The sequence below is a fragment of the Acinetobacter sp. YH01006 genome (assembly GCF_013420445.1).
GTDB lineage: Bacteria > Pseudomonadota > Gammaproteobacteria > Pseudomonadales > Moraxellaceae > Acinetobacter > Acinetobacter pseudolwoffii.
Genome location: NZ_VOYB01000038.1, coordinates 1 through 9,274, shown reverse-complemented (window position 1 = coordinate 9,274; position 9,274 = coordinate 1). Strand labels below are relative to the sequence as shown.

At 37.1% G+C, this 9,274-nt stretch carries 9 protein-coding genes; 7 read left to right on the top strand and 2 right to left on the bottom strand.

From position 1 onward, the window contains the following. Positions 1 to 338: 338 nt before the first annotated feature. From FTT73_RS15340 to FTT73_RS15325, 4 genes are all read left to right on the top strand, one after another. Positions 339 to 626 carry a BrnT family toxin gene (locus tag FTT73_RS15340; protein WP_180191635.1) on the top strand — a complete coding sequence of 96 codons (288 nt, stop codon included), beginning with the start codon at positions 339 to 341 and terminating at the stop codon, positions 624 to 626. Continuing rightward, a complete protein-coding gene (locus FTT73_RS15335; RefSeq protein WP_005166845.1) occupies positions 613 to 927 on the top strand; it encodes a BrnA antitoxin family protein in 315 nt (104 codons plus the stop codon). The genes FTT73_RS15340 and FTT73_RS15335 overlap by 14 nt, the downstream gene beginning before the upstream one ends. A 294-nt stretch (positions 928 to 1,221) precedes the next feature. Next, positions 1,222 to 2,712 carry a histone H1-like repetitive region-containing protein gene (locus FTT73_RS15330; RefSeq protein ID WP_180191634.1) on the top strand — a complete coding sequence of 497 codons (1,491 nt, stop codon included), beginning with the start codon at positions 1,222 to 1,224 and terminating at the stop codon, positions 2,710 to 2,712. Between the two features lie 89 nt (positions 2,713 to 2,801). Beyond that, the gene (locus tag FTT73_RS15325; protein ID WP_180191633.1) at positions 2,802 to 4,202 is read left to right on the top strand and encodes a surface lipoprotein assembly modifier; all 1,401 of its coding nucleotides are present in this window, start codon (positions 2,802 to 2,804) and stop codon (positions 4,200 to 4,202) included. 244 nt (positions 4,203 to 4,446) lie between these two features. Here FTT73_RS15325 and FTT73_RS15320 read toward each other — a convergent pair whose 3' ends face one another. Together FTT73_RS15320 and FTT73_RS15315 are read right to left on the bottom strand one after the other, a co-directional pair. Further along, the gene (locus FTT73_RS15320) at positions 4,447 to 4,878 is read right to left on the bottom strand and encodes a hypothetical protein (protein ID WP_004986359.1); all 432 of its coding nucleotides are present in this window, start codon (positions 4,876 to 4,878) and stop codon (positions 4,447 to 4,449) included. 17 nt (positions 4,879 to 4,895) lie between these two features. Further along, a complete protein-coding gene (locus tag FTT73_RS15315) occupies positions 4,896 to 5,162 on the bottom strand; it encodes a mobilization protein (RefSeq protein ID WP_088749624.1) in 267 nt (88 codons plus the stop codon). A 209-nt stretch (positions 5,163 to 5,371) separates the two neighbouring features. Between FTT73_RS15315 and mobQ the strand changes: the two genes are divergently transcribed. The 3 genes from mobQ (at position 5,372) to FTT73_RS15300 (ending at position 8,926) form a co-directional block, all read left to right on the top strand. Next, positions 5,372 to 6,808: a MobQ family relaxase gene (gene mobQ / locus FTT73_RS15310; RefSeq protein ID WP_180159159.1), complete on the top strand. Its 1,437-nt coding sequence runs from the start codon at positions 5,372 to 5,374 to the stop codon at positions 6,806 to 6,808. A 576-nt stretch (positions 6,809 to 7,384) separates the two neighbouring features. Continuing rightward, positions 7,385 to 8,308: a replication initiation protein RepM gene (repM, locus tag FTT73_RS15305; protein WP_180191632.1), complete on the top strand. Its 924-nt coding sequence runs from the start codon at positions 7,385 to 7,387 to the stop codon at positions 8,306 to 8,308. A 60-nt stretch (positions 8,309 to 8,368) separates the two neighbouring features. Further along, positions 8,369 to 8,926, top strand: coding sequence for a plasmid replication DNA-binding protein (locus FTT73_RS15300; protein WP_227656918.1), 558 nt, complete (start codon positions 8,369 to 8,371; stop codon positions 8,924 to 8,926). Positions 8,927 to 9,274 lie beyond the last annotated feature (348 nt).

The window sequence follows — 9,274 nt, the reverse complement described above, 5'->3', positions numbered from 1 at the left end:
TTAAAAAACAGTTTTTAATTAGGATAGATGATCAAGTATCAAAAGCAGCTATTCTTAAAATAACTACAATAATTTTATCACTTTAAAAATAGATTTTCCCTCTATTTAACATAATGGAGGTTATACGCAATACACTTGTATATTAATATAAATATCAATAACTTAATAAAACAAGAAAAATCCAAAAATGAGCAAAAAGCCGATTTTGAAACAAGTCGGCTTTTTTATGTTCGATTCTGTAATATTTTGCCAATACTTTTGACTAAAAATTACACCAATTGGGTTGAGTGATACAATTCTGTGATACATTATTGTATATACAAATTTGAATGTTTTTTATGGAACAGTATTTCGAATGGGATGAGGCAAAGAGTCGAAAGAATCAGAAAAAACATGATGTCTCTTTCGAAACTGCAAGCCTTATTTTTGATGATCCATTAAGGATCTCAATCCAGGACAGACATACCGATGGTGAAGAACGTTGGCAGACCATTGGAAAAGTGAAAGGCGTACTAATGCTCTTAGTAGCTCATACCATCTTTGATGAAGATGACTGTGAAATCATACGAATCATTAGTGCAAGACAAGTAACTAAGGCGGAGCGAGATAGATATGAGCATGGTTAGATATTCACGCAAAGAACTGAATGAAAAATTCAGCGACAAGCAAGATGCTGAAATTGAACGCTTGCTTGCTAAGGGAACGGTTCCTGACGAACAGCTAGATCTCTCAGATATTCCTGAAATTACAGACTGGAGTAATGCTGTACGCCACAATCAATTCTATCGTCCAGTGAAGCAACAAACCTCTGTTCGTCTTGATGCTGATGTACTTGCATGGTTAAAAGCACAAGGGAAGGGCTATCAAACACGCATGAATAAAATTCTGCGTGAAGCAATGTTAAAAGATTTAAAAAATAATAAATAAAAATAGGAGCTTAGGCTCCAATTTTTTAATTTTAATAACATATATTAATTTTTTGGTTCTTAATGAAATTTAACCATCAGTATTAAAACTCGTGTTAAATCTGATTTATCATGTATTCATTAATATCGAGAATATTGATAGTTTATTCTATAAAATTAAATACTTATAAAAAAAATTTTCCTTAAAAAATACTCATTTCTTTTAGTTAGATATTTACTATAATAAGTTGAAACGTAATGTAATACAAACAAACATTAATTATACATTAAATCCATAATGTAATTTAGGGTATCTATGCAATCAATGAATTTAACAAAGCTAAGTGCTGCTATTATTTTGGCACTAAGTACTGCTGCTTGTAGTAGTAGTGGAAATCATTCAACAACATCTACTTCTCCAGTAATTACTGAACAGACTGCTGCTGAGAAAGCTGCCGCTGAGAAGGCTGCTGCTGAAAAGGCTGCTGCTGAGAAAGCTGCTGCTGAGAAAGCTGCCGCTGAGAAGGCTGCTGCTGAGAAGGCTGCTGCTGAGAAAGCTGCCGCTGAGAAGGCTGCTGCTGAAAAGGCTGCTGCTGAGAAAGCTGCTGCTGAGAAAGCTGCCGCTGAGAAGGCTGCTGCTGAGAAGGCTGCTGCTGAGAAGGCTGCTGCTGAGAAGGCTGCTGCTGAGAAGGCTGCTGCTGAGAAGGCTGCTGCTGAGAAAGCTGCCGCTGAGAAGGCTGCTGCTGAAAAGGCTGCTGCTGAGAAAGCTGCCGCTGAAAAGGCTGCCGCTGAGAAGGCTGCTGCTGAGAAGGCTGCTGCTGAGAAGGCTGCTGCTGAGAAAGCTGCTGCCGAGAAGGCTGCTGCTGAGAAGGCTGCTGCTGAGAAGGCTGCTGCTGAGAAGGCTGCTGCTGAGAAGGCTGCTGCTGAGAAGGCTGCTGCTGAGAAAGCTGCTGCTGAGAAAGCTGCTGCTGAGAAGGCTGCTGCTGAGAAGGCTGCTGCTGAGAAGGCTGCTGCTGAGAAGGCTGCTGCTGAGAAAGCTGCTGCTGAGAAGGCTGCTGCAATCGAAGCTAATCGTCTAGTTCTTTTAAATAATGCCAAAAAAGCAGGTTTAAATAATCAGCAAGCTACTGCTTATGCAGAAGAAAATAAAGAATCTGATGCCGTTACAGCTAAAACAGCTTTAGATACTCTTATTATTAATATTGAAAAAGCTGAAATTTCTGCTGCTAAAGATATTTCTGATTCTTTATATCCAGTTGAAAAAATTACTCGCTCAGAGAGTCAAGTTAGCTCATCTTCTTCGAAATCAATTGTAAACGGTATCTATCAGTCAGTTACTGAAATAGGTTATCGTGGCTCAGCAATTTATAATCAACCTTATTCAGTTGTACTAGGTAATTATACAAAAAATGATAGAACTGTTAATAACTATCAATCTGTAACAACTAATCTAGCCATTGATATTAAAGGCTTAAAAACTCAAGAGTCTGCTATTCCAAATATAGGTACAGCAACTTACGTTGGTAAAGCTTTTGATATTACTAACAATGGCATTCTTAATTATGATATCAACTTTACTAATCGCTTAGGCTCAGGATCAATCACTGGCTTAGGTAATACTATTAGCCTAGAACAAGGTTCTATTTCTGGAACTGGAATCACTTCAACAGCTAAACAATTAACAAATACTGGTACATATTCATTAGACTTTTATGGCAAAAAAGCTGAAGAAATCGCTGGTAAAGTCATTTTTAATGGTAAAGATACCGTTGGCTTTGGTGGTACACGTGGTGAAATTACTAAATAAAATCTTATTTTAGTCCCCACTTATCTATAGACCGTCTGAAATTAAATATAATTTCAGACGGTTTTTGTCATTCTATTGGTAGCCATTTGATGAATATCAAATATGTAGTAATTCTTTCAGTAACATTCTCTAGCACTGCATTTTCTCAAGAATTACCACCAGCTCAAACAGTATTTTTTGAGCAAGATTCATTTATTCAACCTGAATTATTACTTAAAAAAACAGTAGATAAAGATTTAAAGCTTTCTACACTACCTCCAAACTCAAGTTTAGAAGATTATATTAATCAAGCCATTATTGATAAAGACTGGAAAGAACTTGAGAAACTACTAGATAAATACAGAAAAACTGATAATTACGATCACATTTTATACGAGTATGGCTTAGGTGCTTTATATCGTTTTCAAGGAAAGCAAAAGAAAGCCATAGAAATGTACAAAGCGATTATTACAAAGAATCCAAATTTATATTATCCCCGTTTTGATCTAGCCATGATGTTATTTGAAAATAAACAATATACTGAAGCTAAAAATGAATTTAGAGCAATAAGACCTTTTCTTCCTACTCAGATCCAAGCATTAATAGATCAGCTATTGAGTACTATGGAAGAGTCTCAAGGATGGCAACCAAACGTAAATTTTAATTTTGAAAAAACAGATAATGTTAATCAATCATCGAGTATAAAAGAGATTTCTATTGGAGAAGCAACTTTCATACGTGATCAGGAATCACTACCACAAAAGGCAGAAGGTATCGGTTATACGCTGAATGCATCACGTGAACAAAATATGATGAGCAATCATTATGTATATTTTAATGCAGCATTAAACGGTATTCATTATTGGGATAATACAGAATTTAGTGAGCAAACCTTACGTATCGATACTGGTTACAAGTATAAAGATCTTAAGCAATCCTTAGGCATAATTCCATTTATTGGGCAAAATATACTAGGTGATAGTCGTTACAGTCATAACTATGGTGCAGGATTAGAATATAACCGATTATTATCAAATCGTTGGCAAGTTTCTGCGAATACAACTCATATCCAAAAACGATATCAGGATTCAGATCTTGCACAATATTATAATGGTCATGCTAATAGTCAGGCTGCATTGATGCTGTATCAACCGAAATCAAAATTACTCATATATAGTGGCTTAGACTGGATGCAAGATCGCTTAGCGGACGAAGCAGAATCATCCAATAAGAAAGGTATACGAAGTGGTTTTTTATACTTTGGGGACTCATTGGGTATTAGTAGCAACATACGTTATTCTAAGCGTAATTTTTTAGCAGATAATATTTGGTATGGTATTCAACGCAAAGACAGTGAATATGAAGTTGGTATAGCTGCTTGGCGTAAGCAATGGCAGTGGAAAGGTTTTACTCCCAAGTTAAATTATAGATATCAAAAAATTGACAGCAATTTACCACTTTATGAGCGTAATAACGGCACATGGTTTATCACAATAGATAAAAAAATTTAAGAATAAAGGCTCTCACTCTCAGTTAGAGCCTTTTATTATTTAACATAAAATCTCTTATACGAAATTCGGGTATTAGAACCCATTCAAAGTGTACTCATCAGTACACTTTGAAATTTTGATATAAAAAATTTAACATAAAATCTCATATACGAAATTCGGGTGTTAGAACCCATTCAAAGTGTACTCATCAGTACACTTTGAAATTTTGATATAAAAAATTTAACATAAAATCTCTTATGCGAAATTACATACCAACTTTAACCACATTGTGGACAGGTTGGATTTTAGAGATAAGAAAAACTTCTAAGGCATTTGCTAAATAAGCCGTATCACGTTCAAAGCCTATTGTAATGATGGATCCAGCATCTTTCAGTCTTGGATCTATCGCAATATATTCAGTTTTATCTTCATTCCATCGGCAATATTTCATTACCCTGGCGCTTAAGCCATTACCACGATAACGGCCAGCCCCTCTAGAAGTCCCAACACCGATATAAGTCACTAAATCTCCTTTGATAAACGCATATACACCTTGTTTATCGTAATTAGGAATTTTTCCAAAATTAAAATGTACTGGTGACCATTCAGGAGGCTTTCCTAATAGATCTACATTCCAGTGATGTTCAAAGAATAATTCTGTATTACGTATTAACTCATTAAGTGTTGAATCTTCCACTACTCATCTCTCAAAATTTATAGATTAAAAAGCTTTCGGTCACGCTCATCCGTTAAATACTTATCCATCTGAGCAATTAGTTTAGCTCTGGCTTGTTCATCATCTTCAGTGATTTTTAACATACAGGATCCAATTAAAATTTTGCGTCTAGTATCATCCTTTCGAGCCTGTTCTTTCTCTTTGGCTCGTTCTCTTGCTAGTGCTGCCTGTCTTTGAGCTTTGAGCTGTTTCAGCTTTTCTTCCTGGGCTTTAATTTTGCTGTCTAGTGTTTCAGTAACGCTCATTAATCCAATACCATCATCCTGGGAAACCATCCCTAACATAAGCGCACTTGAATATGCATTCAAGGTGCTATATGTATAGTAATGTTTTCCTCGAAGAGCGCACTTATGCAAACTTCGTTTGCAAGTCCGATTGGGGTCTCCCCAATACCCCGACAACCGTATCCACGGTTGTATTTCACTACGTGAAAATTTAAAAGCGAAAAATAGGCATGGCGATTTACCACTTTTCAGTCAAAACCGTAGCACGATCAGCAGGGCGTTCCGCTACTGCTGCGATTGCCTATCGGGCAGGTGAAAAGATCTATTGTGAACGTGAGGGCCGAGAACATGATTACAGCCGAAAAACAGGTGTGGAATATAAAGAAATTTATTTACCCGAAGGCGCACCAGAACATTTAAAAAACCGGGAAAGACTCTGGAACGAAGTTGAACAACGGGAAACCCGAAAAAACTCGACAGTTGCCCGAGAATTTGAAATCGCTTTTCCAAGTGAATTAAATCAGGAACAACGCCTGGCCATGCTCAAAGAGCTATGCGCCAGTATCGTGGACAGACATCAGGTAGCAGTCGATGCCTGTATTCATGCACCGCATACTGGATCTGGTAGTGATGAACGCAATTATCACGCGCATATCCTGATGAGCACACGCAAACTTACTCCGGAAGGCTTCACCGAGAAAACCCGGGAACTGGATCAGAAACACAGTGGAGAAATCGAACACTGGCGCGAACACTTTGCCGATATCTGCAATATGCACCTGGATCTGGCTGGATACACTGCCCGAGTCGACCACCGCAGCTACAAAGACCAGGAGAATGGTTTAGAAGCCACGCTGCACGAAGGGCCGAAAGTCACCGAACTGCGCCGAAAAGGGATTGAGACCGAAATCAGCCGAAGCAATGACGAAATCAAACAGAGAAATCAGGCTCAGTTGCAATACGGCAAAAATATGGATCTGCTGATTGCTGAAAATGAGATCAAACTCAATACACTAAAAACTGAACAGCAGATCCAAATCAAAAATAGTGCTAAAACGCCACCAATTGACGAAAAAGCCCTGTTTGAAGAAAAACAGAGGGAAACCCTTGGCAAAGTGCTAAATCGCGAAATCAGCGCAAAAGACGCGAATCTAGACCTAGAATTTATGCAGGATGTTTTTAAAAAGGCAGAAAACAACTTGGGCAAGATGCAAAAGCATAAAAATGAGTTTAGTCAGCAGCTCGCCCAAGACATCGTGAAAAACAGACTCAAACAAAGTCATGACAAGTTGCAAAGTCTGGTCGATCAACACAATGAATTAACCCAGAACAAACCCTTACTGTTTGGAAAAAAAGCCTGGGAATCCCAACGTGACGAGGTTTATCAGGAACACAAAAAGCTAAAAGGTCAGCATGAACACCAGAAAAAACATGGTATGAAGGATTTATTGGAAAATGAAAAGTTCAAAGAACATGCCTGGAAGCAGTACCAACAACAACATCCGGCCAAAGCCAAGCAATACCAGACTCTATACTCAACCTATCAAGTCATTAAAAAATGTGTGAATGAGATCAAAGCAGAACAACAGCTGAAACTCAGACAAGAACAACAACTCAAAGCACAGCAACATGCGCCTAGAATGAAATCTCGTGGCATGAGTCGCTAAACAGAGCGAGTGTCTACGAGCGAACTGAGAAAATTTGCCCATCCCTTTCCCTGATTACAAGCTCCCTATCCATCAATCACCTGCTTTACAGAGCATCCCGAATGGGTGCGAACTTTCCAATTTTGATCCCTAAACCGAGCGTAGCGAGAAAAAAAAGCTTATGAGCGAAGCGAATTCCGAGTTGCTTTTGCTTTTTCTAAAAGTCACGAAAACATGAACCAAAAATTGCCCCGACGAATCGAGCGAAAGCGAGATTCAATAGAGTTTGAGCGAAGCGAAAACCAAGGGCAATTTTTCATTCCCTGGGCTTTTAATTATTTTTAAGCTTTTAAATGCTTTTAGACATGCTCAAGACTTTGTAAATAAAGGCTTCTAGATCTTATATGACTACGTTTACCTACCAATATGACTACGTTTACCTACCAATATGACTACGTTTACCTACCAATATGACTACGTTTACCTACCAATAATCTACATTATTTTTTTTGTAGATTTAACTACGTTTACCTTGCATTAATCTACATATTTATTATTATAGATTTATATTCATAAGTAATAATGTAGACAAATAAAATGCGGGACTTAGTAGTTAAAGATAATGCCTTAATTAATGCGAGTTATAACTTAGACTTAATAGAACAACGTTTGATCTTATTAGCTATCGTCGAAGCAAGAGATAGTGGTCGAGGAATCAATGCAAATGACCCCTTAGAAGTGCATGCTGAGAGTTATGTAAATCAATTTAATGTTGCAAGACAAACAGCTTACCAAGCGTTAAAAGATGCTTGTAAGGATCTATTTGTACGTCAATTTAGCTATCAAGAAATTAATAAAAGAGGAAATGTAGAGAATGTTTTAAGTCGCTGGGTGAGCGAGATTAGATATATCGATGATGAGGCTACAGTAAAGTTAATATTTGCCCCTGCAATCGTGCCACTTATTACACGTTTAGAAGAACAATTCACTAAATATGAGTTACAACAGATTAGTAATCTCAGCAGTGCTTATGCTGTGCGGTTGTATGAATTATTAATTGCTTGGCGTAGTACGGGTCAAACTCCAATTATCGAACTAGCAGAGTTCAGACAAAAAATAGGCGTTCTTGATGATGAATATACAAGAATGGGAAATTTCAAAGATCGAGTATTAAATCTAGCTATTGCCCAAATTAATGAACACACGGATATTAACGTCCAATGTCAGCAACATAAAAAGGGACGTAATATTTCTGGTTTTTCATTCAACTTTAAACTGAAAAAAGTCGTTATAGCTCATAACAAAGAGCAAACTGCTCTTGATATTTTCTCAAAATTTACCGATGCACAGCGTCATCTTTTTGCCAGTAAACTGTCTGAGCTTCCAGAGATGAATAAATATTCTCAAGGTACTGAAAGCTACTCACAATTTGCAGTTCGAATTTCTGAAATGCTACGAGATCCACAAAAATTTGAAGAACTACTCCCATATCTAAAAAAAGTAGGCTTTAATACAAAATAAACTTCATGTTCAGATTGGATGTTCACATAAACATCCTTGTACACGCACTGAGGGATTCCATTGAACACAACAAAATTTAGCGTTATGGACGCAAGTAAAGCCTTTAAAAAATCACGTACAACAATATACGAGGCTTTAAAAAGTGGTGAATTATCAAGAGATCATGATGGACTTATAGACTTGTCTGAACTTATCAGAGTTTATGGCAATCCAGTCGGTGTTCAGTCCAGTGCACGTACTGAACAAGTTCAAAAGGATGTACAAGTACACGTTCAATCTGAAGTTGAAAATGTATTAAAAGATCAAATTTCTTTACTCAAAAATCAGTTAGAGTTAGCAAATCAAAGAGAAAAGTCTTTGATGCAACATATTGAAGATCTTACTCATAGAATTGAGTTTAAGGGCACCTTAGAACAGCCAAAACAAGAAAATATTAATCAACTAAATGAATCTACTAATTCGAATATAGCAACAGATCCTCGGCCACAGACTGAGTCAAACTATGACGGATTGACTACTCCTCAGAAAGACAATAAACGTATCCCTGTCCCTGAACACGTTGAGCCTGAGCCTAAAAAGAGGGGCTTCCTGAGCCGTTTCTTCCTTCCTTATGGTTAGCCAGGACTCCAATTTTTTGATGAGCCAATTTCAGTGCAAGCACATGAAATAATGACTCATCAAAAAACCGGATGAGGTTTATTAAAACTGAATAAACTTGTGGAACATTGCTTAGTTATTGAGCGTGGAACACGAAAAATCACTGAAAAAGCCTAAGAGTGGTCTCTTAGGCTTTTTTGTACAGAATAATACATTGATTATATTAAGGTTTTATTAATGATTTCGTATAAGGTGTATTATGTTAATTTTAGGAAAGGCTCTAAGACTAGCAGAATGATTATGTTAGTCTAGAGCCATATAATTAACATTATTGAAGTATTTTACATGGCAATTTTTCGACATTCTTCT